At 67.7% G+C, this 23,829-nt stretch carries 30 protein-coding genes and 1 other RNA gene; 8 read left to right on the top strand and 23 right to left on the bottom strand.

What is annotated here, in order from left to right:
• Positions 1-40: 40 nt before the first annotated feature.
• The 5 genes from QZ670_RS06120 to QZ670_RS06100 form a co-directional block, all read right to left on the bottom strand.
• Positions 41-406, bottom strand: a complete 366-nt coding sequence (locus QZ670_RS06120) for a response regulator (protein WP_294252997.1) — start codon at positions 404-406, stop codon at positions 41-43.
• 79 nt (positions 407-485) lie between these two features.
• Positions 486-914 (bottom strand): chemotaxis protein CheW, encoded by a 429-nt coding sequence (locus QZ670_RS06115; RefSeq protein WP_294252996.1) that lies wholly within the window; start codon positions 912-914, stop codon positions 486-488.
• Positions 914-3,232, bottom strand: a complete 2,319-nt coding sequence (locus QZ670_RS06110) for a chemotaxis protein CheW (protein ID WP_294252994.1) — start codon at positions 3,230-3,232, stop codon at positions 914-916. The genes QZ670_RS06115 and QZ670_RS06110 overlap by 1 nt, the downstream gene beginning before the upstream one ends.
• Positions 3,233-3,312: 80 nt before the next feature.
• Positions 3,313-3,957 carry a histidine phosphotransferase family protein gene (locus tag QZ670_RS06105; protein WP_294252993.1) on the bottom strand — a complete coding sequence of 215 codons (645 nt, stop codon included), beginning with the start codon at positions 3,955-3,957 and terminating at the stop codon, positions 3,313-3,315.
• A gap of 245 nt (positions 3,958-4,202) precedes the next feature.
• Entirely contained in the window at positions 4,203-4,346 is a 144-nt protein-coding gene (locus QZ670_RS06100) for a lmo0937 family membrane protein (RefSeq protein ID WP_121078233.1), read from the bottom strand.
• Positions 4,347-4,483: 137 nt separating this feature from the next.
• Between QZ670_RS06100 and QZ670_RS06095 the strand changes: the two genes are divergently transcribed.
• Positions 4,484-5,134 carry a DsbA family oxidoreductase gene (locus tag QZ670_RS06095; protein ID WP_294252987.1) on the top strand — a complete coding sequence of 217 codons (651 nt, stop codon included), beginning with the start codon at positions 4,484-4,486 and terminating at the stop codon, positions 5,132-5,134.
• An 89-nt stretch (positions 5,135-5,223) separates the two neighbouring features.
• Positions 5,224-6,087 (top strand): hypothetical protein, encoded by an 864-nt coding sequence (locus QZ670_RS06090; RefSeq protein ID WP_294252985.1) that lies wholly within the window; start codon positions 5,224-5,226, stop codon positions 6,085-6,087.
• Between the two features lie 149 nt (positions 6,088-6,236).
• On the opposite strand, the gene QZ670_RS06085 is transcribed toward QZ670_RS06090, so the two are convergent.
• Complete coding sequence (locus tag QZ670_RS06085; protein WP_294252983.1) at positions 6,237-6,638, bottom strand: M67 family metallopeptidase; 402 nt, start codon at positions 6,636-6,638, stop codon at positions 6,237-6,239.
• Between the two features lie 18 nt (positions 6,639-6,656).
• On the opposite strand from QZ670_RS06085, the gene QZ670_RS06080 reads away from it, so the two are divergent.
• The 3 genes from QZ670_RS06080 (at position 6,657) to mtgA (ending at position 9,384) form a co-directional block, all read left to right on the top strand.
• Positions 6,657-7,613, top strand: a complete 957-nt coding sequence (locus tag QZ670_RS06080; protein ID WP_294252982.1) for an RluA family pseudouridine synthase — start codon at positions 6,657-6,659, stop codon at positions 7,611-7,613.
• Positions 7,614-7,673: 60 nt separating this feature from the next.
• Complete coding sequence (gene rpoH, locus QZ670_RS06075; protein ID WP_084580488.1) at positions 7,674-8,579, top strand: RNA polymerase sigma factor RpoH; 906 nt, start codon at positions 7,674-7,676, stop codon at positions 8,577-8,579.
• A 142-nt stretch (positions 8,580-8,721) separates the two neighbouring features.
• On the top strand, positions 8,722-9,384 hold the full coding sequence (gene mtgA, locus QZ670_RS06070; RefSeq protein ID WP_294252975.1) for a monofunctional biosynthetic peptidoglycan transglycosylase: 663 nt from the start codon (positions 8,722-8,724) through the stop codon (positions 9,382-9,384).
• Positions 9,385-9,507: 123 nt separating this feature from the next.
• Here the strand turns inward: mtgA and QZ670_RS06065 are convergent, their stop codons facing one another.
• The 9 genes from QZ670_RS06065 to QZ670_RS06025 all read right to left on the bottom strand — a co-directional run bounded on the left by QZ670_RS06065 (position 9,508) and on the right by QZ670_RS06025 (position 14,868).
• Positions 9,508-9,768, bottom strand: coding sequence for a hypothetical protein (locus QZ670_RS06065; RefSeq protein WP_294252973.1), 261 nt, complete (start codon positions 9,766-9,768; stop codon positions 9,508-9,510).
• A 71-nt stretch (positions 9,769-9,839) separates the two neighbouring features.
• On the bottom strand, positions 9,840-10,163 hold the full coding sequence (locus tag QZ670_RS06060; protein WP_125977361.1) for a YbaB/EbfC family nucleoid-associated protein: 324 nt from the start codon (positions 10,161-10,163) through the stop codon (positions 9,840-9,842).
• Positions 10,160-11,821, bottom strand: coding sequence for a DNA polymerase III subunit gamma/tau (locus QZ670_RS06055; RefSeq protein WP_294252970.1), 1,662 nt, complete (start codon positions 11,819-11,821; stop codon positions 10,160-10,162). Before QZ670_RS06055 ends, QZ670_RS06060 begins: the two co-directional genes overlap by 4 nt.
• Before the next feature lie 11 nt (positions 11,822-11,832).
• Entirely contained in the window at positions 11,833-12,666 is an 834-nt protein-coding gene (locus QZ670_RS06050) for a type II CAAX endopeptidase family protein (RefSeq protein WP_294252968.1), read from the bottom strand.
• A gap of 89 nt (positions 12,667-12,755) precedes the next feature.
• An RNA gene (ffs, locus tag QZ670_RS06045) (signal recognition particle sRNA small type) lies at positions 12,756-12,853 on the bottom strand.
• A gap of 50 nt (positions 12,854-12,903) precedes the next feature.
• Positions 12,904-13,032 (bottom strand): hypothetical protein, encoded by a 129-nt coding sequence (locus tag QZ670_RS06040; RefSeq protein ID WP_294252966.1) that lies wholly within the window; start codon positions 13,030-13,032, stop codon positions 12,904-12,906.
• 88 nt (positions 13,033-13,120) lie between these two features.
• Positions 13,121-13,771 carry a sigma-70 family RNA polymerase sigma factor gene (locus tag QZ670_RS06035; protein WP_294252964.1) on the bottom strand — a complete coding sequence of 217 codons (651 nt, stop codon included), beginning with the start codon at positions 13,769-13,771 and terminating at the stop codon, positions 13,121-13,123.
• Between the two features lie 96 nt (positions 13,772-13,867).
• A complete protein-coding gene (locus tag QZ670_RS06030) occupies positions 13,868-14,005 on the bottom strand; it encodes a hypothetical protein (protein WP_164521758.1) in 138 nt (45 codons plus the stop codon).
• 65 nt (positions 14,006-14,070) lie between these two features.
• Positions 14,071-14,868 carry a response regulator gene (locus QZ670_RS06025; protein WP_294252998.1) on the bottom strand — a complete coding sequence of 266 codons (798 nt, stop codon included), beginning with the start codon at positions 14,866-14,868 and terminating at the stop codon, positions 14,071-14,073.
• Positions 14,869-15,141: 273 nt separating this feature from the next.
• Between QZ670_RS06025 and QZ670_RS06020 the strand changes: the two genes are divergently transcribed.
• The 3 genes from QZ670_RS06020 to QZ670_RS06010 all read left to right on the top strand — a co-directional run bounded on the left by QZ670_RS06020 (position 15,142) and on the right by QZ670_RS06010 (position 17,295).
• Entirely contained in the window at positions 15,142-15,312 is a 171-nt protein-coding gene (locus QZ670_RS06020; protein ID WP_175488056.1) for a NepR family anti-sigma factor, read from the top strand.
• 12 nt (positions 15,313-15,324) lie between these two features.
• Positions 15,325-16,893 carry a histidine kinase dimerization/phosphoacceptor domain -containing protein gene (locus tag QZ670_RS06015; protein ID WP_294252956.1) on the top strand — a complete coding sequence of 523 codons (1,569 nt, stop codon included), beginning with the start codon at positions 15,325-15,327 and terminating at the stop codon, positions 16,891-16,893.
• Positions 16,894-17,160: 267 nt separating this feature from the next.
• Entirely contained in the window at positions 17,161-17,295 is a 135-nt protein-coding gene (locus QZ670_RS06010; protein ID WP_125977355.1) for an entericidin A/B family lipoprotein, read from the top strand.
• A gap of 45 nt (positions 17,296-17,340) precedes the next feature.
• Here QZ670_RS06010 and tatC read toward each other — a convergent pair whose 3' ends face one another.
• From tatC to argS, 8 genes are all read right to left on the bottom strand, one after another.
• Positions 17,341-18,132, bottom strand: coding sequence for a twin-arginine translocase subunit TatC (gene tatC, locus QZ670_RS06005; RefSeq protein WP_294252947.1), 792 nt, complete (start codon positions 18,130-18,132; stop codon positions 17,341-17,343).
• Positions 18,129-18,575, bottom strand: a complete 447-nt coding sequence (locus QZ670_RS06000; protein WP_294252945.1) for a twin-arginine translocase subunit TatB — start codon at positions 18,573-18,575, stop codon at positions 18,129-18,131. The genes tatC and QZ670_RS06000 overlap by 4 nt, the downstream gene beginning before the upstream one ends.
• A 98-nt stretch (positions 18,576-18,673) precedes the next feature.
• Positions 18,674-18,907 (bottom strand): twin-arginine translocase TatA/TatE family subunit, encoded by a 234-nt coding sequence (locus tag QZ670_RS05995; protein WP_294252943.1) that lies wholly within the window; start codon positions 18,905-18,907, stop codon positions 18,674-18,676.
• Between the two features lie 106 nt (positions 18,908-19,013).
• Positions 19,014-19,613: an SMC-Scp complex subunit ScpB gene (gene scpB, locus QZ670_RS05990; RefSeq protein ID WP_294252941.1), complete on the bottom strand. Its 600-nt coding sequence runs from the start codon at positions 19,611-19,613 to the stop codon at positions 19,014-19,016.
• Positions 19,610-20,344 carry a ScpA family protein gene (locus QZ670_RS05985; RefSeq protein WP_294252939.1) on the bottom strand — a complete coding sequence of 245 codons (735 nt, stop codon included), beginning with the start codon at positions 20,342-20,344 and terminating at the stop codon, positions 19,610-19,612. Before QZ670_RS05985 ends, scpB begins: the two co-directional genes overlap by 4 nt.
• 225 nt (positions 20,345-20,569) lie before the next feature.
• On the bottom strand, positions 20,570-21,574 hold the full coding sequence (nagZ, locus tag QZ670_RS05980) for a beta-N-acetylhexosaminidase (RefSeq protein WP_294252937.1): 1,005 nt from the start codon (positions 21,572-21,574) through the stop codon (positions 20,570-20,572).
• A gap of 42 nt (positions 21,575-21,616) precedes the next feature.
• The gene (locus QZ670_RS05975; RefSeq protein ID WP_294252935.1) at positions 21,617-22,330 is read right to left on the bottom strand and encodes an SPOR domain-containing protein; all 714 of its coding nucleotides are present in this window, start codon (positions 22,328-22,330) and stop codon (positions 21,617-21,619) included.
• A partial coding sequence (argS, locus tag QZ670_RS05970; protein WP_294252933.1) for an arginine--tRNA ligase occupies positions 22,330-23,829 on the bottom strand: 1,500 nt, incomplete at its 5' end. The genes argS and QZ670_RS05975, both read right to left, overlap by 1 nt.

Raw genomic sequence — 23,829 nt, 5'->3', positions numbered from 1 at the left:
GTCCGAATGGCCGGGGAGGTCGCCACCGCGATTCGCCGGGTCAGGCCATGCCGACGATCTGGAGTTTCGACTGGAGCGTCTCGCGGTCGAACGGCTTCATGACATATTCGTCGGCCCCCGCCTCGATCGCGGCGCGGATATAGGCCATGCCGTTCTCGGTGGTGCAGAACACCACCTTGGGCCGCTTCTCCAGCGCCGAATTCTTGAGCGCGCGCAGAAAGTCCATGCCGCTCATCACCGGCATGTTCCAGTCGAGCAGCACCACGTCGGGCGTGGACGCCAGGCAGGAATCGAGCGCCTCGCGCCCGTCACCGGCCTCGCGGACTTCGAAATCGAGGGTTTCGAGGATGTGCCGGGCGACCTTCCGGATCACTTTCGAATCGTCCACGACGAGGCACGTCTTCATGGGTCCCTGATCCCCTGGCAGGTGTCTTTGAAATTCCACTTTACGTGCAAAGGTGTAAGCTTCGGGTTAATCCCCCCGTTCAAGCAAGCAGCGCGGAAGCCGGGACCAGCGCGGCGAGGTCGACGACCAGGATCGGCTCGCCGTCGCGCTCGACCAGCCCGCGCGCGGCGTTCCGCCAATTGCCCTCCAGCGCGATGCCGCCGGCGAGCGGGCGCAGCTCGAAGGGTTCGACATCCTCCAGCGTGTCGACCAGCATCGCATAATGATGCCCGTCGATCGCCGTGATCACCGCGCGCCGGGCGAGCGTGCAGCCGTTCATCCCCAGCGCCGCCTCGGTATCGACGACGGTGACGACGCGGCTGCGCAGCGCCGCCAGGCCGCGCACCGCCTTGGCCGCGCGCGGCACGGCGGTCACCTCGCCGATGTCGACCACCGATTCGACCTGATCGGAATCGATCGCGACGGTACGCCCCGCCACTTCGGCGATCAGATAGAGCTGTTCGGCCATCAGCACCCTCCCCGTGCGCCGACCCGCGCCTCCAGCGCGAAGAGCAGCCCCGCGCGGTCATAGCGATAGACGCTGTCGTCGCCGGGCTCGGCCTGGCGCTTGCGGCGCAGGCGGACCACCGGCGCGGCGGGCGTACCGGGATCGGCGGCGTCGGCCGCGAGCACCACGGCGGGGATTTCCCCCGGCGCGAGGCTGGCGGCGACGCGGTAGCCGGCGGTTTCCAGCAGCGGGCGGACGAAGGTCGCCAGCCAGCCGTCCTTGTCGCCGGCGAGCAAGCACAGGGGCGCGTCTTCGGCCGCAACACGATCGACATGCATGTCGAACACCCACAGCACGTCGAGCACTTCGATCTGCTCGCCCTCGACCAGCGCGACGCCCATCGCCGGGCCGGGCGAGCGGGCCGGGGCGATTTCGGCGGGCAGAGTCACGATCTCGATCGCCTCGTCGATCGCATAGGCGACTTCGGCATCCTCGTCCTTGAGCCGCAGCACGCTCAGCCGCTCGCGGCCGTCGAGTGCCCCCTGCATCGCCAGCGGCACGATCCGCCCGTCGATCGCGAGCCGATGGCTGCCCGCCGCCAGCTGCACCTGCGCCGCCGACACCTTCTCGACGCGATCGACCGCCGCCAGCGGCACCGCCCGGCGGACGCCGTCGAGGTCGTCGAACAGCAAGGCCGGTAGCCCGGGCGCCGCGGCGTCCTCGGCCACGTCGCCGAACGCGGCGCTGAGGTCGCGGCTGAAATCGAGGCCGCCCACCCGCGCCATGCCCGCCGTGTCGAGCAGCAGCATCGGCAGCCCGGAATCCGGCAGCGTCTGCCCCGCATAGATGCCGGTCGCCATCACCGCGGGCGAGGCGGGCTTGATCACCAGTTCCTCATTGTCGAGCACTTCGTCGACGGCGAGCGCGTAGCTTCCCGTACCTGCGCCGACGATCACCAGCATGCGCGGGCCGGGGCGCTCGCGATCGGGGCACAGCTCGAGAAGATGCCCCAGGTCGAGCAGCGGCATCCGCCGCTCGCGTACCGTCGCGATCGGGGTGCCGCCCAGCTGGTCGATGCGGATCGCCTCGCCACGCTCGCTGACGATCTCCTCGATCGACTGGCGCGGAATGGCGAAGCGCTGCGTGCCCGCGCCGACGATGATCGCCGAGATGATCGACAGCGTCAGCGGCACATGGATGGCGATGCGCAGGCCCTTGCCGGGAACATTGTCCAGCTCCACCCGCCCGCCGATCTGGTCGATGCTCGCCTTGACCACGTCCATGCCGACGCCGCGGCCGCTGATCTCGGACACGATGTCCTTGCTCGACAGGCCGGGGTGGAACATCAGCTCAAGCTTGGCCGCGTCGCTCAGCGCGTGCAGGTCACGCTCGCTGCGCATGCCGCCCAGCGCCAGTTTCTGGATCAGCCGGTCGACATTCACCCCGCGCCCGTCATCGGCGATCTCGATGATGATCTGGTTGCCCGATTGCCGCGCCGAGACGCACAGCCGGCCGACCTCCCGCTTGCCCGCCACACGTCGCTCGGCCGGCGCCTCGATGCCATGGTCGATGGCGTTGCGGATGATGTGGACCAAGGGATCGCGCATCACCTCGATCATCTCGCGGTCCAGCTCGACGTCCGAACCCTCGATCTGCAGCGCCACCGACTTGCCCAGCCCTGCCGCCGTATCGCGGACCATCCGCGGCAGCGGCGAGAACAGCGCGTCGATCTTCTGCATGCGGGTGCGGGTGACCGTGTCCCGCATCTCGCCGACGGTAAGCGAAAGCCGTTCCAGCGCCGCTTCGACCGTCGGATCTATCTCGCCTGCCCGCAGCCGCCGGGCCAGCTCGTTGCGCGCCAGCACCATCTCGGACATGCCGCTCATCATCCGGTCGAGCAGGTCCACGCCCAGCCGAACGCTGCGCGAGGGCGCCCGCTGCGCGACCGGCGATGGGAGCACGATCTCGTCCGACCCTTCCGCCAGTGCGGCGATCAGCAATTCCTCGCCGCTGTCGTCGAGCGCGGCGCCGGCATCGATCGCCTCGACGATCTCGCCAATCCGATCGACTACCGCGAGGACTGCGTTGACCAGCGACCGATCAGGCACCCGCGCGCCGTCGCGCACCTGCGCCAGCACGTCCTCGGCGGCGTGCGCCAGTCGCTCCAGCCGCGGCAGGTCGAGAAAGCCGCAGCTGCCCTTCACGGTATGGACGAAGCGAAAAATGGCATCGAGCCGCGCCCGGTCGTCGGGCTGCGACTCCCAGGCGACGATCTCGCCCGAAAGCGCCTCGAGCGTCTCGCGCGTCTCGGCGATGAAGTCCTGCAGCAGGTCGTCCATGGGGCCCCGGTGGAAATTTCCGGGGTCACCATGGCGGCCGAGGGTTAATTCCGGGTTATGGAGCCCGATCGTTTCCCGGCTCAGCCTACGGGAAAGGAGGCGCCGAACAGCAGGACTTCGGAATCGGGCGGGCTGACCTGCAGCGCGCCGCCATGCTGGACGACCAACTCGTGCGCCAGGAACGCCGCTGCCGCGCGCGGCGTGATCGGCACTTCCTCGCGTCCGCCCGCCAGCGCGCCGCGCAGTTCGGGATCGAGCACGATGCGCGGACCATCGGCGCGGATCACGATCTCGATCGTGCCATCCGTAGTCTCTGCGCCGATGTCGAGCTGGCCGCCGCGGACCAGCGCGTCGCCGCCGATCAGCGCCAGGTTGAGCAGCACCTTGATCGCCTGCTTGGCCATCACCGGCTCCTCGACCATCCAGCCGATCTTCACGCGGTGATTGTCGCCGAACAGCCCCTCCAGCGCGGCCTGCGCCTCGCGGGTGTCCACCGTTTCGCCGAATCCACCCGCTGCGCCGAACGCCAGGCGGAAGAACTTCAGCTTGTTGGCGCTGGCCCGTGCGCTCTCGGCCAGCAGCTCCAGGCAGCGGGCGCGCATCTCCGGATCATGTTCGTCGGCAAGCAGTTCCAGGCCGTTGTTGAGCGCACCGACGGGGCTCAGCAAGTCGTGGCACAGGCGCGAACAAAGCAGACTCGCGAATTCGGTAGGGCTGATATTCAAGTTCTGAGGCTCCAGCTGTGAATCCCCTTTGGCGCAGCGGATAGGAAGCTGCAAGCATCGTGGCGGCATCCTCGCGCGATCAGTGGTGTTCGTCGGACGAGCCGGGATTGCGCGCTGCGGTCACGATAGACGCGCCGAGGTGCTGCGCTTGCTGGAGGGGTAGAGGTTCATCCTGGGGCGCAAGGCCCCTCAACGCGATCGTCGGGCGGCCCGGCGGGCGCGGTTGCGTCCCGCCGGGCCCCGCGTCAGACCCTGCGGCCGGTGAAGAGCTGGATCAGGCCGATCACGAGCGCGATCACGAGCAGGATATGGATGATCCCGCCGGCGATGTGGAACGAGAAGCCCAGCAGCCACAGGATGACCAGGATTACGACGAGCGTCCAAAGCATAGTATCTCTCCCTGAAATTCGGACCGGTTAACGTGAGGAGAGGCGGGATCGTTCCGGCTGCGCGCGGCGAGCGCAGACTTTTCAGACGCTTCGCCCTGGTCTAGCGCCGAACCCGATCTTTGCAGGAGCGCGCACCCATGCCCCGGACCCTCACCATCGACTTCGTTTCCGACATCGTCTGCCCCTGGTGCGTGATCGGCCTGAAAGGCTTGGAGGAAGCGCTGGCCCGCGCCAGTGATGCGGTCACCGCAGAGATCCGCTTCCATCCGTTCGAGCTCAACCCGGCGATGGCGCCCGAGGGCGAGAACATCGTCGAGCATATCGGCCGCAAATATGGCGCGACGCCCGAACAGTCCGCCAGCACCCGCGCGATGATCCGCGAGCGGGCCGGCGCGCTCGGCTTCACCATGGCGATGGGCGACGAGTCCCGCATCTACAACACCTTCGATGCGCACCGGCTGCTCCACTGGGCCGGGCTGGTCGGCGGCCAGCGCGCGCTCAAGATGGCGCTGTTCACCGCCTATTTCACCGAGGGCAAGAACCCCGGCGAGCGCGCCGTGCTGCTCGCCGCCGCCGAACAGGCCGGACTCGATGTCACCGAGGCGGCGCGCGTCCTCGACGAGGCCCGCTATGCAGAGGAGGTGCGCGCCGAGGAGGCGCTGTGGCAGTCGCGCGGCATCCAGTCGGTGCCCGCGATCGTGATCGATCAGCGCTATCTCATCTCGGGCGGGCAGCCGCCGGAGGCCTTCGAACAGGCGCTGCGCCAGATCGCGGCAGAAGCCGGCTAACCTGCGATTTCGATTTCGTTACGGAATCGAATTGTTTCCAGTGAAAGTCGCATGCTACCGCACAGGGCGTAGAACGGGGGACAATCACGGTGCTTCAGGCGGCAACAACGGATCCGGAGGCGCTGCCTTCGCATTGGATCGACGTCGCCGGGCACCCGCAGTTCGGAGCGGCGACGCGGCGCTTTGCCGCCAATATCCTCGCCGTGGCGGACGCCGATCGCACGCTCGCCGCCGTGTTCAAGGATGCCGGCCACTATGTCACCGCGATGTCGGCGGCCTATCTCGACACGCGCGGCGGCCTGACGCTCACCCTGCTCCGCCAGATTTGCGCGGCCACCGGGCTGCTGACCGCCAATCGCGCAGCGGCGCTGATCGACTTCATGCAGCATATCGGCGTGCTCGCCCCAGCCGCCGACCAGGGCTATCGGACGACACCGGCCTTCCAGAGCGCCTGGTGCCGGCACATCCAGGCAGCGCTGGAGCCCGCCGCGATGCTTGACCCCGCGCTTGCCAGGCTTGCCGAGGCGCTGGACGACCCGGCTCATTATCAGCACTTCCTCAGCGTCCAGGCGAGCCGGCTCTATGCATTGGCGAGCGGGCCCGACCCCTTTCCCAGCCTGCGCGCCTCGTTCCTGCATCCGCTGGCCGGTTGTGCCATTCTGCACACGCTGGCGCTCGCCTGCACCGACGACGCTTTCGTGCCGACCGACGGCGCGACGGTCCCGCTCGTCGAATTGGCCCGGCGGTTCGGCGTGTCGCAGCCGCATGTCCGCCGCCTGCTCAAGCGCGCCGAGGCGAACCGCTTCCTGCTGCACGTCGGACCCAGCCGCCGGGCCTTCCACCCCGAGGGTTTCCCGACGATCCGCTACCATTATGCCGCGCATCTCAGCGAGATGATCGAATGCGGGCGGCTGGTGCTGGCGGCGGAGGAAAGCGTGCCCAAACTGGCGTAAGCGTTTCCTCCCCCCGCCAGGGGGAGTGGCACCGAAGGCGACGGAGGCGGAGGATGCCAGAACCTCTCAGGCCGTCGTGCTTCCTCCCCCTCTGTCAGGCTCCGCCTGCCACCTCCCCCTGGCGGGGGAGGATACGCTTTTCCCGCAACCTAGCCGATGGTCAGCGGCGCTTCCGCGAACCTGTCCCAAAGGCCTGCATCCCCCGCCCGCCAGCAGGTCACATCCTCTCCACCGAGGATCACCCACAACTTCCCATCCGGCACAGCCATCGCCGCATCGGTGCGAGAGGGGCTGGCATCGCCGCTCGGATGCGAATGCCAATAGCCGAGCAGCGCCGGTCCCCCCGCCCGCTCTGCCCGCAGTGCGGCGAACAGTGCGGCGGGATCGATCTCGAAGCGGATCTCGGGCGCATCAGAAACGTTTGCACATTCGGTGAAGCGTTCGATCCTGTCTCCGGCCCCGAGCAACAGCCCGCACGCCTCGCGCGGCGCCGCGGTCGCCGCAGCTTTTTTCATACCGGCCAGTATAGATCTTGAAATCGTAACGCCCATGCCCATTTCCGGTAAAACATGAATCAGGGGGTTTCCATCTTAGAAGCGCGGATCGCGGACGAGGCGCATGGCTGGCGGCTCGACCGCGCCTTGACCGAGGCGCTGCCAACGCTGTCGCGCGAGCGCGTGAAGGCGCTGATCTCCTCCGGCGCCGTTACCGGTCCGGACGGCGCGCTGGCTCGCGACCCCGCCCGCAAGGCCGTTGGCGGAGCAGTGTTCCAGGTCGTGGTGCCCGACCCCGCCCCCGCGCACAACGAAGCGCAGGACATCCCGCTCAACGTGGTGTTCGAGGACGAGCATCTGATCGTGATCGACAAGCCCGCCGGCCTGGTCGTCCATCCGGCGGCGGGCAATCTCGACGGTACGCTGGTCAACGCGCTGCTCCACCACTGCGCGGGCCAGCTCTCCGGCATCGGCGGCGTCGCGCGACCGGGCATCGTCCACCGGATCGACAAGGACACGTCGGGCCTGATGGTCGCCGCCAAGACCGATCGCGCGCATGTCGGCCTCGCCGCCCAGTTCAAGGCGCACAGCATCGATCGGCGCTACCGCGCCATTGCCAGCGGCAAAATTCGGCTGGCGGCCGGCACGGTGAACGCACCGCTCGCCCGTTCCCCAAGCAATCGCAAGAAGATCGCGGTGTGCGCGGAAGGGCATGGCAAGCACGCGATTACCCATTGGTGCAGGATTCGCGAACTACGTGACGCAAGTTACATAGAATGCAGGCTTGAGACGGGACGTACGCACCAGGTGCGCGTTCACATGGCGTCGATCGGGCACCCGCTGGTCGGGGACCCTCTATATGGAAGTATGCGTTCCACGCATCGCGGACTTCTGGCAACATTGGGTTTCCAGCGCCAGGCCTTGCATGCGGCACGTCTCGGGTTCATCCACCCGATAACAAGCAACGCTTTGGCGTTCGATAGCGAAATACCTGCAGACATGCAGGAACTGTTCAACCAGCTTCTCGTATGAGTTTTGGGCGCCCGAGTCCCCCCGTTCGGACCGGCACCCGTTGGAAAGGGAGAAACGATCATGGCTAGCGGCAGCAACGTCCCCGCGACGATTCCCGCGCTCGGTGGCGAGGCGAGCCTCAATCGCTACCTGGCCGAGATCAAGAAGTTTCCGATCCTGAGCCCCGAGCAGGAATATATGCTCGCCAAGCGCTTCCAGGAGCATGGCGATACCGATGCGGCGGCCCAGCTGGTCACCTCGCACCTCCGCCTCGTGGCGAAGATCGCGATGGGCTATCGCGGCTATGGCCTGCCCGTGTCGGAGCTGATCTCCGAAGGCAATATCGGCCTGATGCAGGGCGTGAAGAAGTTCGAGCCGGATCGCGGCTTCCGCCTCGCCACCTATGCGATGTGGTGGATCCGCGCCTCGATCCAGGAATTCATCCTGCGCTCGTGGAGCCTGGTGAAGATGGGCACCACCGCCGCGCAGAAGAAGCTGTTCTTCAACCTGCGCCGGATGAAGGCCAAGCTCGACGCGTTCGAGGACGGCGACCTGTCCCCCGAGAACCTCGCCAAGATCGCCACCGATCTGGGCGTGACCGAGGAAGAGGTCACCTCGATGAACCGCCGCATGGCAATGGGCGGGGATACCTCGCTCAACGTGCCGATGCGCGAGGACGGCGAGAGCCAGTGGCAGGACTGGCTGGCCGATGAAGGCCCGCTGCAGGACGAGGCCGTCGCCGACGCGCAGGAGGCGGACGTGCGCCACGACATGCTCGTCTCGGCCATGGAAGACCTGAACGAGCGCGAGAAGCACATCCTCACCGAGCGTCGCCTGACCGACGATCCCAAGACGCTCGAGGAGCTGAGCCAGGTTTACGGCGTGTCGCGCGAGCGCGTCCGCCAGATCGAGGTGCGCGCGTTCGAGAAGCTGCAAAAGGCGATGATGCGCCTGGCCGGCGACCGCCGCCTGCTCGCCACCCACTGATCGGCACGCGGTTCCTGCCAGGTGATTGCAGGAACCGCCCCGGCTGGGGCATGGCGGGTGCGTGAGCAAGAATCGCGCCCGCCCCTCCTCTCCCCGCCGTTCCTCGGCTCGCCCACGCAAACCCTGGTGGCGCCGGTTGATCGTGCTGGGGGTCCAACTCGTTCTCGGCTTCGTGCTGCTGTCGCTGCTGATGGTGACGGTCTATCGCTTCGTGCCGCCCCCGATCACCTGGACGATGATCGGCGACGTGTTCGCCGGGCATGGCGCGACCAAGGACTGGATGCCGCTCCGCCAGATCGACCCGAGCATGGCGCGCGCGGTGATCGCCGCCGAGGATGCCCGCTTCTGTCAGCATAACGGCTTCGACTTCGCGGCGATCGAGAAGGCCTATCAGCGCAATGCCCAGGGCAATCACAAGATTCGCGGCGGCTCGACGATCAGCCAGCAGACCGCCAAGAACGTGTTCCTGTGGCAGGGCGGCGGCTATTTCCGGAAGGGCCTGGAGGCGTACTTCACGGTGCTGATCGAGAATGTCTGGGGGAAGCGGCGGATCATGGAGGTGTACCTCAACGTCGCCGAGACCGGCATCGGCACCTACGGCGTCAACGCCGGGGCGCAGCGCTACTTCCACCATGACGCATCGCAGCTCTCGGACCGCGAGGCCGCGCTGATCGCTGCGGTGCTGCCGCTGCCCAAGAAGCGCGCGGCGATCGACCCGCGCGGGTTCACCCGGCGCTATGGCAACAAGATCAATGCGCGGATCAACGTTGTCGCGGGCAGCGGGCTGGACCGCTGCCTGAAGTGAGCGGACGCTTCGGCTCCCGTGCTCCCCTTCCGCTTGCGGGAGGGGTCGGGGGAGGGGCTGAAACTTAGCAGCGCTTCTACCACGTCAGCCCCTCCCGCAAGCGGGAGGGGAGTTTAGAGGGGCTTACTTCGCCGCGTCCTTGGCGGCGTCGCCGACATCCTTCGCGGCATCGCCGACGCTGCTGGCAGCGCTGGTCACCGCGTTGGTCTTGGCGTTCTCGCGGGCATTCTGGTTGAACAGGTAGAAGGCGCCGATCACCACCGCGATCAGTACCGCCAGCCCGATCAGCGCCATGCCGGCACCGCCGCCGCTGCGGCGCTCGATCACCGTGGTGTGGGTCGCGCGGTCGGTCGCCACGCCGTCTTCAACGATACGCTCCGCCATGTCGTCTCTCCTCGATTGTGTCTGGCGACAGCAACCGAGGGGACGACGCTAGGTTCCCGTAAGCCCTTGTCTCAAAACGGGAGCTTGAACCCCGGCGGCAGCGGCAGGCCGCTGGTCATCTTGCTCATCGCTTCCGACGACGCGGCATCGGCCTTGACCCGCGCATCGTTGAACGCGGCGACCAGCAGGTCCTCCAGCATCGCCTTTTCGGCGACGTTGACGAGCGAATCGTCAATCGCGATGCCGATGATGCGGCCCTTGGCGCTGGCCTTGACCTTCACCAGCCCGCCGCCCGACACGCCTTCGACCTCGACCGTATCGAGGTTCGCCTGCGCCTTGGTGAGTTCGGCCTGGACGTTCTGCGCCATGGCCATAATTTCTTCGAGACTCTTCATCCGTCACTCCCGGTCTTGGTCCAGCCGATCAACTCGGCATCAGGAAAAGCATGCATCGCGGCGGCGACGATCGGCGAAGCGAGCACCGCCTCGCGCTCGGCCGCTTCCGCCGCAGCCTGTTCTTCGCGCAGCGTGCGCGCAGTGGCGCCTTCCACCAGCGTCACCTTCCAGTGCACGCCGGTGCTGTCCTTGAGCGCCCCGCCGAGTTCGCGCACGAAATCCTGCGGCAGCGGCCGCGCCGCGCCGAAATCGATCTCGCTGCCCTCGAACCGCACCGGGCGCATGTAATCGCGGACGAACATCGCGAGCTGGAGCCGGCGATGCTCCTCGAGATGCTCGGCGAGTTCGGCAAGGTTGGTCGGCAGTACCGGCCCGGTTTCCTGCACCGTGGCCGGCGCCGGCGCGGTCGGCTCGGCAGGCGCAGCCACGGCCGGGCCGCCGGCGGGCACCGCGATGCTGCCGCTGAGGATCTGCTTGGCCAGCTCGCCCGGGTCCGGGAGCTGCGCCGCGTGGATCACCCGCAGCAGCGCCATTTCGGTCGCCTCGATCGGCAGCGCTGCCTTGGCGACCTCGTCATGCCCGCGCAGCAGCAGCTGCCACAGCCGGTGGAGCGCCGGGAAGGACAGCCGGCTCGCCCAGCCTTCCATCGCCTCGCGCTCCTCGGTCGACTGGCCGGGAAGCCGGTGCGTGCCGAGCTTGACCAACGTCACGCCGTGCACCGTCTCCAGCAGCGCGCGCAGCACCGCCAGCGGATCGACGCCGAGATCATATTGCGCGCGCAGCCCCGCCAGCGCCTGCTGCGCCTGGCCTTCCACCAGCATGCCGAACAGCGCGCGATTGGCGCCGCGATCGGACAGGCCGAGCATCTGGCGCACGGCTTCCGCCTTCACTCCCTCGCCTTCCAGACCCGCATGCGCGATCGCCTGGTCGAGGATCGAGAGCCCGTCGCGCGCCGAGCCTTCCGCCGCACGCGCGACCAGCGCCAGCGCCTCGGGCTCGGCCTCGACCTGCTCGGCCTCGCACACGCGCGCGAAATGCTCGGCGAGTAGTTCGGCCGAGATGCGGCGCAGATCGAAACGCTGGCAGCGCGACAGCACCGTCACCGGCACCTTGTTCACCTCGGTCGTGGCGAACAGGAACTTCACATGCCCCGGCGGCTCCTCCAGCGTCTTCAGAAGCGCGTTGAACGCGTTCTTCGACAGCATATGGACTTCGTCGATGATGTAGATCTTGTAGCGCGCCGAGACCGCGGCATAGCGCGACGCCTCGATGATCTCGCGCACGTCGTCGACGCCGGTATGGCTGGCGGCGTCCATCTCGATCACGTCGATATGGCGCCCCTCGGCGATCGCGCGGCAGGGCTCGCAGACGCCGCAGGGATCGATCGTCGGGCCGCCCTGCCCGTCCGGGCCGATGCAGTTGAGCGCCTTGGCGATGAGGCGGGCGGTGGAGGTCTTGCCCACCCCGCGCACGCCGGTCAGCAGGAAGGCGTGGGCCAGCCGACCGCGCCGAATCGCGTTGCCCAGCGTGGTGACCATCGCATCCTGGCCGATCAGCGCACTGAACGTCTGCGGCCGGTATTTGCGGGCGAGCACGCGATAGGCTTCGCCGCGCTGCGGCTGCGGGGGTTCGTCGAGGCCAAGCAGGGAATCGGACATCACGATCCTATCTAGGGACCCGCGCGGCGTTTGTCGAAGTCCGGCACGGTGATCGCGCGGCGACCGGCAGGCGAAGCGACCGCCCAGAGCAGCAGCGCCGCGCCCCAGCTCATGACAATGGCGGAAAGCCCGGCCTGGAGCAGCGCCCCGCCCTCGGTCGCGGTGCCGAAATTATAGCCGGTGTGCCACAAGGCCGCGGCCAGCACGCTGCCGCGCGACGCCGCGCTCACCTGCGCGAGCACGAAACCGCCCAGCACCAGCCCCAGCCCGAAGCCGAACACCAGCATCGCCGGTCCCATGCCGCGATAGATCGCGACGATCCAGAACAGCGGCGCATGCCAGACGATCCAGATCGCCGCCTGCACAAGTACGCCGCCGATCGCGCCATAGCGCGCCTGCAGCCGCGGCAGCAGATAGCCGCGCCATCCTGCCTCCTCGCCATAGCCGTTCACCAGCAGCACGATGGCGAACAGCATCAGCGGGGGAAGGACCGGCAGCCCGCTGAACCGTCGCAGCGCGCCCGCGCCGACGGGCCGACCGCCCAGCAGCGAAGCGAGACAAAATGCCGCGATCAGCAGAATGGGCGTGAGCGCCAGCAGCCAGCCGCGCCACCCTTGCGGCATCAGGACCAGCCGGCGCAGCCATGCGGTTCGCGCCGCCGCCGGCGCGGTCGCCAGAACACACACGCTCCCCGCGATCCAGGGGCCCAGCAGTCCGCCAAAGTGTGTCGGCAGCATTCCCTGCCGCACCACCACCCCGAGCAGCGCCATCGGAATCCAGATCGTCCAAGAGAAACCGAACGCCAGTAGCAGGAACAGCCGAATCTCGCCGCCGGATCGTCGCATGCCCGCCCCTCCGCTGCTGCACGCACGGCTTTTCGCCCGACGGGCACAGGCGCGCTATCGGGAGCTTCACGGATGCTGCGATCTAAGGGGATGGTGGGAGCCGGAACGACCCGGGACGAAATCGTTACGGCTGCTTCCTTCCGGACCTGACCGGGTTGGCGACGATCCCGTCCGCCCGACTCCCGCGGCGCATATGGGGGAAGCGCACGCGGGTGGCAAGGGGCGATTTCCAAGGCGTCAGCCGGTGATCTGGAACAGCTTCCACAGCACGAGCCACAGCATGGCCGCGATCGCCAGCAAGGCGATGGCGCTGGCCGCAACGGGCCCGAAGCCCGACTGACGACGACGCGAACGATCCAGACGCATGAAAGCCTGCCCTTCTATGACGAAGGACAGGCTTTCATGCCGACGGTGCGGATACGATAGGGAATGTCCACAGGCGTGTGGACGGCCTTCAGCGCTCGCGGCTGAGATCGTCGACTTCGCCCATGATCGTGTCGAGCGCGGTGCGGCCATCCTCGTTGAGCGAGGTCGAACGGCGCGAGGGCAACTGCCCCTCGGACATCAGCGCTTCGAGCGCGACGCGGCCGCGCGCGACGCGGCTCTTGATTGTGCCGACCGCGACCTGGCAGATCTCCGCCGCTTCTTCATAGGCGAAGCCGCCGGCGCCGACCAGGATCAGCGCCTCGCGCTGCGGCTGCGGCAAATGGAGCAGCGCGCGCTGCATGTCCGCCAGTTCGACATGGCGATCCTGGCTGGCCGGGGCCGCCAGCAGGCGGTCGGCGACCAGATCGTCCCATTCGCCCTTGAAGCGCGCGCGGCGCATCTGGCTGAGATAGAGGTTGCGCAGGATGATGAAGGTCCAGGCGCGCATGTTGGTGCCGGCCTGGAAGCGCTTGCGCGCGGCCCACGCCTTGAGGAGCGTCTCCTGCACCAGATCGTCGGCGAGATCGCGGCTGCCCGACAGCGAGCGCCCGAAGGCGCGCAAGTGCGGAATGACCTGCGCCAGCTGCGTCTTGAATTCCGGGTCCGACAGCGAAACATGTTCCACCGGGGCCGCAGGCGCGCCCGGTTCGTCGTGATCCGTGTGGGTAGCTTCGGTCATGCAATCCCGATCGTTAGCGCGCAGGGCGTCGCGGTTCGTTGTCAAGCTGGGGTCAGACGGCTTGATGTCAAGCACCGTGCTGTGAAGCATTTGCCGTCAAACCAACAAGATAACAGCAAAAATCACAATGACCAGCAGCGTGCCGATGATCAGCACGTAGCGCGTCACTCCGGGGGTCGTACCGGCGCGGGCGCGATCCGTGGAGAGGTGGGCGGGTTCGTCTTGCTCAGCCATGTCATGCTAAACATCCGAAAACCGTTTTAGGTCCGTACCGGAGGGAACCCGCCCCTATTTTCCATTCAGGCGGGAACGGTCGCCTCGTCAAAGAACAGCGCCTGGCTGATCGTCGCCTTTACCGTCTCGCGCTGGAACGGCTTGGTGATCAGGAAGGTCGGCTCGGGGCGCTCGCCGGTCAGCAGACGCTCCGGGAAGGCGGTGATGAAGATCACCGGCACCGCGAACTCGGCGAGGATGTCCTTCACCGCATCGATGCCCGAGCTGTCGTCGGCCAGCTGGATGTCGGCGAGCACCAGGCCCGGACGATCTTCCATCGCCAGCGCGACGGCTTCGTCGCGGGTGACGGCGACGCCGGTGACGTCATGGCCGAGGTCGCGGACGATCTGCTCGAGATCCATCGCGATCAGCGGCTCGTCCTCGATGATCATCACGCGAGTGCGCGTCTGGCGCTCGATCTCGGCAACCGCCTCCGCGACCAGTTCGGTCACGCGCGCGGGCTGTTCGCCGATCAGATAGGCAGCGTCCTCAGGCGGGAAGCCTTCCACCGTTGTCAGCAGCAAGGCCTGGCGCGACAGCGGGGTGAGGCGAGCGAGCCGCTTGCGCGCGATTGATTCGGCGTCGTTGCCCTGCTCGACCGCGTCGATGCTGTCGTCCCACTGGCTCGACTGCCAGATCACCTGGAAGGTGCGGTACAGGCCCAGCCGCGCATCGACGTCGCGCGGGAACTGATCGGGTGCCTCGACGATCGCTTCGAGGGCGGCGCGGACATAGCGGTCGCCTTCGGCCTGGTTGCCGGTGAGCGCACGGGCATAGCGCCGCAGGAGCGGAAGGTGCGGCGCGAGTTGCTGACCAAGCGACATGAGCTGTGTATTCTCCATCAGGTTCGGGAGCCTTTGTCGCCCCCGACGGGCCGTATTTCAATTGATTCCGTCACCCGAAGAAGCCCCTCCCCGGATTTCGCATCGGTGGTGGAACAATCGAGGCGGTCTTTGGTTTCATCGTCCGGACCGCGTGAATGGTTGTCGCGACGCCGGGCGCTTGCACTCGGCGTCGTTATCACTATTCGCGGTATCGGTCACATCGTTCATTCGTCCGGGTGTCCGGACATTTTCCGGACCCTTAGGGGGGAATTGGTGCATTCCGCTAAAGATGATCAGGGCAAGCAGCCGCAGCCGGAGCAGGGGAGCGACAAGAAGTCGCGCCCCAACGCCGACGTGGGGGACGTATTGCGCCGTACATATGACGAGACGCTGAACGAGTCGGTGCCGGACGACCTGCTCGACCTGCTGAAGAAGCTCGATTAAACGAATCCATCCATGAACGGCCTGGATTCTCCGCTCCGCGGCCGAGGTCTCTCGGCGGCGCTCGGGCGCCTGCCCACGGGCGCCAAGGTATTCCTGATTCTGGTCGGCGCGCTGCTGCCGCTGGCGCTGATTGCGCTGTTCACCACCCTGCAGACCACGCGCAGTGCCGACGACGAGGCGCGCGAACGGCTGACCGTCACCGCGCAGGAAAGCGCGGGCAATCTCGAAAACCTGCTCGCCAACCATGTCGCCCAGCTGGGCGAGGCGCTGGCCGCACTCGAACGCAATCCCGACGACGCCCCCAGCTGCACCCGGCTTGCCGGCACCTATGCCGCGCAGAGCCAGGCGCATTTCGTCGTGCGCGATGCAAGCGGTCGGACGCTGTGCGGCCGTCCCTTCGACCAGACCCGCATGATCGATTTGCCGCGTGGCGATCTCGCGGCGCGAATCGTGCCCGGCGGGCTGCTGCTGCGGATCAGCGGCGGCAATGGCGCCACCGCCACCGCTTATTACCCGCGTGACCTGCTCGCTGGACTTGCCCGGCCGAGCGGCTTCGTGCCCGAATATGGCGCGGCGCTGATCGGTCATGGCGACCGGCTGACGCTCCGCGCGCTCAAGGACAATGGCCCGCTCGATCGCGGCAAGAGCCTGCGCAGCAACCTCGGCGTCGACGATCTCGCGCTGGAAACCACCATGCCCGGCGCGCCGATCACCTCGCCGCTGGTGATCGCCACGGTGCTGCTGGTGGTGATGTGGATCGCCGCCGCCGCGATCGGCTGGTTCGTCGTCGATATCCTGCTGATCCGCCCCTTGCGCCAGCTGCGCAGCAGCGTCGCCAATTACCAGCCGGGCGACGTGATCGACACCGAACGTCTCGGCCCCATCCCTGCGCAGGAAATCCGAGAGCTGGGCGACACGTTCAGCGAGATCAGCCGCACCGTCCAGGCGCACGAGGCCGATCTTGCCAAGGGTCTCGTTCAGCAGACCCGCCTCACCCGCGAGGTCCACCACCGGGTGAAGAACAACCTGCAGGTCATCTCCAGCCTGATCAATTTCCACGCCCGCGCGGCCAGGGGCGAGGAGGCGGCCAACGCCTATGCGTCGATCCAGCGCCGCGTTGACGCGCTCGCGGTGGTCCATCGCCACCATTATGCCGAGATGGAGGAAAATCGCGGGCTGGAGCTGCGCTCGGTTATCGGCGAGCTCGCCGCCAATCTGCGCGCCACCGCTTCCGAACAAGCGCGCGGGATGGGCATCACGCTCGAAGTCGAATCGCTGCTCGTGACGCAGGACGTGGCGATCGCGGTGTCGTTCCTGCTCACCGAGATCATCGAGCTCGCGGTCAGCTGCAATCCGGCCGCGCAGATCCGCATCTCGATCAAGGCACCCGAAGACGCCGACCGTGCGGTAGTGCGCGTCTCCTCGCCGGCACTGGTCGGCGGCCCGACCTTCGAGGGGCTGGTCGAGAAGCGCTACGGCCGCGTGCTGCTGGGCCTCGCCCGGCAGCTGCGCACCCAGCTCCACCATGACCCGCTGGTCGGCGCCTATGAGACCACGATCGCCATCACCGGCCGCTTCTGAAAAATTCGCTCGGGCGTTGGAACCCCGCGACGGGGGCGACGTTCTACACTTCGGATAGCGACCTTTGCCCCCCCGCTCTCGCTGTCCACGACATGGGCCCGGAAGCGTCTACCCTCCCCCCCCCCGGTGACGCTTCCGGGCCTACTTCCTTCCTGACATCTCTGGATCAAGTTTTGCACGGCGCCTCTGCGTTGAGCTGCAGGAACGTTTCCACGCGCGCCGCATTGAACCTCCGTCCCGGCAAACGGGGAATGAAGGAGAATTTCGATGCGTAAACTCATCGCGTGCGCCGCGCTCGCCGGCACCCTGCTCATCGCCGCCTGCAACACCGTCGAAGGCGCCGGCAAGGACGTCGCCTCGGCGGGCGACACCGTCGCCAACGCGGCCGAAAAGTCGAAGTAAGGATTTCAGCAAGCCCCTGCCGCACCCGTGCGGCGGGGGCTTCGCTCATTCGGCAGTCTGAGCCTCGGCCTCCGCCGTTTCCGCCTCGGTCGCCGCGGTGCGCTCGCGCCGCCGCCGGGTGAAGTAGATCGCGATCAGCGACAGGAAATACAGCCCGATCAGCGGGCCCGCCAGCAAGAGCTGCGAGCCGACGTCCGGCGGGGTCAGCACCGCCGCGATCGCCACCGAGGCGACGATGGCGTAGCGCCACGCGCCCTTGAGCTGCTCATAGGTGACGATGCCGGCATGTTCGAGCAGCATCAGCAGCACCGGCAGCAGGAACGAGATCCCGAAGCCGAAGATGAACTGCATGATGAACTTCAGATAGTTGTTCACGTCCGGCAGCGCGGTCTGCTCGACGCCGCCTAGATTGCCCTGGAAGCCGAGCAGGAATTTCAGCGCCACAGGAATGGCAACGAAATAGGCCATGCAGGCGCCGGCGGTGAACAGCAGCGGTGTGGCGAGCAGGAAGGGCAGCAGCGCCTGCTTCTCGCGCCGATAGAGGCCGGGCGCGACGAACTGCCACAGCTGGTTGGCGATGATCGGGAACGCGATCATCAGCCCGGCGAAGAAGGCCACCTTCACCTCGACGAGGAAGCCGCCGAAGATATCGGTGTTGATGATCTTCGCCTGCCCCGCCGTCTTGAGCGGCGCGACGAGGAAGGAAAGGATGCCGCGCGCGAAATAGAGGCAGCCGCCGAACGCCACCAGCAGCGACAGGATCGACCAGACCAGCCGCTTGCGCAGCTCGATCAGATGCTCGAGCAGCGGAGCCTGGGTGTCGTCGATCTCGCTCACGGCTTCACTTCGCTGGCGGGGGGAACGGGTTTGGCGTCGTTCGCGGCGGGCTTGGGCGCCGCAACCTCGACGGGTGCCGGATCGGCATGGATCTCCGGCTGCGGCGTCATCACCGGCGCGTCGCCGTCATGCGGGACATGGTCGTGCGATACGGGGTCGTGCGCGACATGCTCGATCGCGGGCGTTTCGGGCGCGGCGAGCGGCTGCGGCGGATATTGCCGCATGATCCGCTCATTCTCGGCCGCCCACTGCTTCTCCAGCTCGGCCAGCTCGGCCTCGCGGACCATCGAATCGATGCCCGAACGGAACTGCCGCCCCACCGCGCGCGCCTTGCCGACCCATTTGCCGACGAAATGCATCGCCCGCGGCAGGTCCTTCGGCCCGATGAAGATGAGGGCGGCGATGGCCACGACCAAAAACTCGCCGGAATCGATATTGAACATTCTGTCGGCGCATCCACTCGCACGGCATGCGCCGGTCGCCCCGGCGCGCTGCGATCAAAGTCCGGGCCGCCGAGCTTCACCCGTGGCCCGGGAAAGGCTCAGCGATGCTCCTCGCGAGCGCGCTCGGCTTCCGGCGTATAGCCCGGCTCGGGGGCCGGCTTGCCTTCGATCCGGGTCGGCGGCGTCGGGGTATCGTCCTCGGCCATGCCCTTCTTGAAGTTCTTGATGCCCTTCGCGACGTCGCCCATCATGTGGGAGAAACGGCCGCCGCCCAGCAGCAGGATGGCGATGATGCCGACGACCAGCCAGTGCATCAGGCTGAAGCTACCCATGAGAATTCTCCTTGATATCCCGACCTATCTAAGGCCCGCGGCTCCCCACGGCAACGGCTGATCACCCTCTACCATGGTTGGACCGGCCGAATCCGGGATGACTCGCCTATTCGTCCTCCGCGACCGCTTCGCTCTCCGCCGCCGCCTCGGCCGCATCGAGTTGTTCCAGCGCGAGATCGACGGGATCGAGCAGCCCCGCCGCCTTGAGATCCTCGATCCCCGGCAGGTCGCGCCGGCTCGCCAGCCCGAAATGGCTGAGGAAGCCGGCCGTGGTGGCATACATCAGCGGCCGCCCGGGGACCTCGCGACGCCCCGCGGGGCGGACCCAGCCTGCCTCCATCAGCACGTCGATCGTGCCCTTGGAGATCTGCACGCCGCGGATCGCCTCGATCTCGGCGCGCGTCACCGGCTCGTGATAAGCGATGATCGCCAGCGTCTCGATACCCGCGCGGCTCAATTTGCGGCTGTCCTCGCGATCGCGGCGGAGCAGATGGGCGAGATCGGCGGCGGTCTGGAAATGCCAGCGATCGCCGCGGCGGACCAGTTCGATGCCGCGCCCCGCGTAGAAGTCGCCGAGCGCCGCAAGCGCCGCGCGGATGTCCACCTCGGGCCCGACATAGGCGCGGATCTCGTCGACGCTCATCGGCGCCTCCGACGCGAACAGCACCGCCTCGACCGCGCGGACCGGATCGCCCGCGTCGATCATTGCGGAATGGCCTTGAGATAGAGCGGCGCGAACGGCGCGTCCTGGCGGATCTCCAGCCGCCCCTGCCGCGCGAGTTCCAGCGCGGCAACGAAGGACGAGGCGAGTGCGGAGCGGCGGAACAGGTCGCTCGCGCCTTCGGGCAGGAAGCTTTCGATCACGCTCCAGTCGATCCGCGTGCCGAGCTGGGTCGAGAGCCGCTCCAGCGCCGCCTCCAGCGTCATCACGTCGCGGTGCGCCACCACGTGCATCACCGGCCGCGTGCGCGCGCTGATCCGGCCATAGGCGGCGATCAGGTCGTAGATCTCGACTTCCCACTTGGCCTGGCGCTGGACGCGAAGGCCTTCCGGAGCTCCGCGCGGGAAGACGTCGCGCCCCATCCGGTCGCGCGCGACCAGCCGGGCGCCCGCTTCGCGCATCGCGCTCAGCCGTTCGAGGCGGAGTTGCAGGCGCAATGCCAGTTCCTCGGGGCTCGGGCTCTCGGCGGGGTTGCGGGGGAGCAGCAGCGCGGATTTGAGATAGGCAAGCCAGGCCGCCATCACGAGATAGTCGGCGGCGAGCTCCAGCCGCAATTCGCGCGCGGCGTGGACATAGGCGAGATACTGCTCGACCAGCTCGAGGATCGAGATCTGGCGCAGATCCACCTTCTGCGTTCGGGCGAGCGCGAGCAGCAGGTCGAGCGGGCCTTCCCAGCCTTCGACCTCGATCTTCAGAATGTCGTCGCCCCCGTCCACCGGCCGGTCATAGGAGGGGGGAGCGCCCCAGGCAAATCCAGTACTAAAGCCCCTCCCCTTCAGGCGCATCAGGTCGGTGATGCCCCCCGGGCAGCACCTGAACAGCGCGGGGCGCTGTTCACCTGATGCGGGGTTGGGGTGGGGCTATGTCTCGCAGAGACCAACAGATGTTCTGGAATCCCTCCACCCCAACCCCTTCTCCAAGGAGAAGGGGTTTGAGTGAGGTTAGCTCACCCCCAGCAGCGCATCCCGCTTGGCCAGCAGCTCGGCGAGCGGCACGTCCTCCGCCTCGCCCACCGACCCCATCGCCCGCGCCAGCCGCTCGACGCACACCGCCGGCGCATCCGGGATGCGGGACACAATCTCCACCATCTCGGGCATCCGCGCCCAGCAATCGAGCACCACGTCGCAGCCCGCCGCCAGCGCGCGCTCGGCCTTTTCGCCCGCGGTGCCGGAGAGCGCCTTCATGTCGATATCGTCGGTGAACAGCAGCCCGTCGAAGCCGATCCGCCCGCGGATGATCTGGCGGATCACCGTCGGCGACAGCGTCGCCGGCAGCTCCGCATCCCACGCCTCGAACACGATATGCGCGGTCATCCCCATCGGCGCGTTCGCCAGCCGCTGGAACGGCAGCAGGTCCGCCTCCAGTTCTTCGGCAGACGCCTTCACGCGCGGAAGCTCCAGATGGCTGTCGACCATCGCCCGGCCATGCCCGGGCATGTGCTTGATCACCCCGACCACGCCGCCCCGGTGCAGCCCGTCGAGCAGCGCCCGGCCGAGCGCCGCCACCCGCATCGGATCGCGCCCGAACGCCCGGTCACCAATCGCCGGGGTGCCGCCCTCCACCGCCACGTCGAGCAGCGGCGCACAGTCCACCGTCACCCCCGCCTCGCGCAGGATCGCGGCAAGCGCCTGCCCGTTCGCCCGCGCCGCCTCGATCGCCGAGATCGGCGCGCGCTCGTACAGCGCATCGAACGCCGCGCCCGCCGGGAAAGCCGGCCACACCGGCGGCTGCATCCGCGCGACGCGACCGCCTTCCTGGTCGATCAGGATCGGCAGGTCGCCCCGGCCGCTCAGGTCGCGGAGATCGTCGGTGAGCGCCCGCATCTGGGCGGGATCGACGCAATTGCGCTTGAACAGGATGTAGCCGAGCGGCGCCGCCTCGCGGAAAAAGGCGCGTTCGTCGTCGGTAAGCGTCGGGCCGGACAGGCCGAAGATCACGGGCTTCATGGGGAGCAGGCCTAGCCGATCCGGCTCGACCCGCAACCCCTGTCAGCTCGCGACGAAGCAGTTCTCGCCGGCAACCTTCAGCTTGCCGCAGATCTCGCGCGCCTGGCCATTGCTGCCGGCATTCACCCGCAGACGATACACGGTCTTGCCCTCGGGAGTCGCGAACGGGACCACCAGCTTGCCGAGCGGGGCGAGATAGGCGAACCGCTTGGACATCCGCGTCCAGGCGATGTTCGCCGCCCCCTCGCTGGGGAAGGCCCCGAGCTGCACCAGCGCGCCCGCCCCCTCGCCCGCCGAACTCGCCGCCGCCACCTTGGGGCTGGGCGTCGGCTTGACGATGGTCGGCGCAGGGAGGGCGATCGTCGCGCTGCTGCTCGCCTTGGGCCCCGCCTGCGGCGTCGGCCGCGGCTTCTGCCCCTCGACCGGCGCCTCGGGCAGCGCGCCGACATTGATGCCCGCCTCGCTCGGGCCGCCCTGGCTGGTGCGGAAGACGATGTCGCCCTCGCCGTCCACGCGCATCCCGCCCGGCTGGTCCGGCCGCACCTTGTAGGGCTCGGCCGGGGCCGCGATCAGCGCGCCATTGCCATCACGCGAGGCCTGGTGCTTCAGCCAGTAATAGACGCCACCCGCGGCGCCCAGCACGAGCAGGGCGAGGAAGACCGTGACGAACACGCGGCCCTGCCGCGGCTCCTCATAGGCCTCCTCCACCGTCTCCAGCCAGGGGAGCCGCTCGCTGTCGTCGTACCGGCCGGGCATCACATCTCCTCGACCGCCTCCACGCCCATCAGCGCGAGGCCGTTGCGGATGACCTGCTGGATCGAGCGGCCGAGGAACAGCCGCGCGCGGGTCAGCGCCGGCTGCTCGACCATCAGGAAACGCCGATCGGCAGAGTCGTTGCCCATATTGTAGAGCGCGTGGAATTCCGCCGCCAGATCATAGAGATAGAAGGCGATGCGGTGCGGTTCGCGGGCGCTCGCCGCCGCTTCCACCACGCGCGGAAACTGCGCGGCGAGCTTTGCCACGGCCAGTTCGCGGCCGTCGAGCAGCGACAGGTCCGCGTCCTCGGCGAGGCTGATCCCCGCCTCGGCCGCGCGGCGATGCACCGATGCCACGCGGGCATGGGCATATTGCACGTAGAAGACCGGGTTTTCCTTGGACGTCTCCAGCACCTTGGCGAAGTCGAAGTCCATCTGGGCATCGGCCTTGCGGGTGAGCATGGTGAAGCGCACCACGTCCTTGCCCACTTCGCGCACCACGTCCGCCAGGGTCACGAAATTGCCCGCGCGCTTGGACATCTTCACCGGCTCGCCGGCGCGCAGCAAGCGGACCATCTGGACGAGCTTGACGTCGAAGCGGGTCTCACCGCCGGTCAGTGCCTGCACCGCCGCGACGATCCGCTTCACCGTGCCGGCATGGTCGGCACCCCAGATGTCGATCAGCTGGTCGGCCGATTGCGCCTTCTGGAAGTGATAGGCGAGATCGGCGCCGAAATAGGTCCATTGCCCGTTCGACTTCTTGATCGGGCGATCCTGGTCATCGCCGAACTGCGTCGAGCGGAACAGCGGCAGCTCCACCGGCTCCCAATCCTCGGGCGTCTCGCCCTTGGGGGCTTCGAGCACGCCGTCATAGACGAGCCCGCGCTCGCGCAGCCATGCCTCGGCCTGTTCGGGCTTGCCGGCAGCCTGGAGCTCGGCCTCGGACGAAAACAGGTCGTGATGGATGCCGAGCAGCGCCAGATCGTCCTTGATCATGACCAGCATCGCCGCGACCGCGGTCTTGCGGAACAGCGCCAGCCACTCGCCCTCGGGCGCGGACACGTATTTGTCCCCGAATTCGGCGGCGAGCTGCTGGCCGACCGGCTTCAGATAGTCGCCCGGATAGAGGCCCTCGGGGATCTCGATCGTCTCGCCCAGCGCCTCGCGGTAGCGCAGATGCGCCGAGCGAGTGAGGACCGCGACCTGTCCGCCGGCATCGTTGACATAATATTCGCGGATGACGCGCGCGCCGTTCCACTCCAGCAGGCTGGCCAGCGCATCGCCGACCACCGCGCCGCGGCAATGGCCCATATGCATCGGCCCGGTCGGGTTGGCGGAGACATATTCAATGTTCACCACCTGCCCCGCGCCGGCTTCCGATCGGCCATAGGCGTCGGCCGCCTCGGCGATCGCGGTCAGCTCCCCGCGCCACGTATCGTCAGTCAGCGTCAGGTTGATGAACCCAGGGCCGGCAACCGATGCGCTCGCCACCTCGGGCAG

The organism is uncultured Sphingomonas sp. (assembly GCF_913774285.1).
Classification (GTDB): domain Bacteria; phylum Pseudomonadota; class Alphaproteobacteria; order Sphingomonadales; family Sphingomonadaceae; genus Sphingomonas.
Note: the sequence above shows the minus strand (reverse complement) of the source record. Positions and strands in the feature narration are given on the sequence as shown.